This is a genomic window from Pseudomonas sp. SIMBA_067 (genome assembly GCF_046534675.1).
GTDB lineage: Bacteria > Pseudomonadota > Gammaproteobacteria > Pseudomonadales > Pseudomonadaceae > Aquipseudomonas > Aquipseudomonas putida.
The window spans coordinates 1-253 of the sequence record NZ_JAWRYH010000901.1; the positions used below are offsets into that span (position 1 = coordinate 1).

At 59.3% G+C, this 253-nt stretch carries 1 pseudogene; it reads left to right on the top strand.

Annotation, left to right across the window (positions count from 1 at the left end):
- Positions 1-253: pseudogene (locus tag SB765_RS31825) on the top strand (hypothetical protein); the annotation flags it as partial.

The following is a 253-nucleotide window of genomic DNA, read 5'->3' on the forward strand; positions in this document are numbered from 1 at the left end:
GTATGGAGCGGCTTCTTCCAGGGGGCGCCGGGTAATTGCGTGACAGTGTCGGCGATCAAGGCTGCAATGATGCGGTTCGGACAGAGTCCTCAAGCTATTTTCCGGCAGGTCAATGCCATTCCTGGTGGGTATGAAGTGGTCATGCGCGATAGCTTCAGCCTGCGGCTCACCCATGAAGAGATCAACCAAGCCAGGGCCGCCTCAGGGCTGGCCGGTAGTGACCGGCGTATGCTCGACGACGCCAACTTCCTGT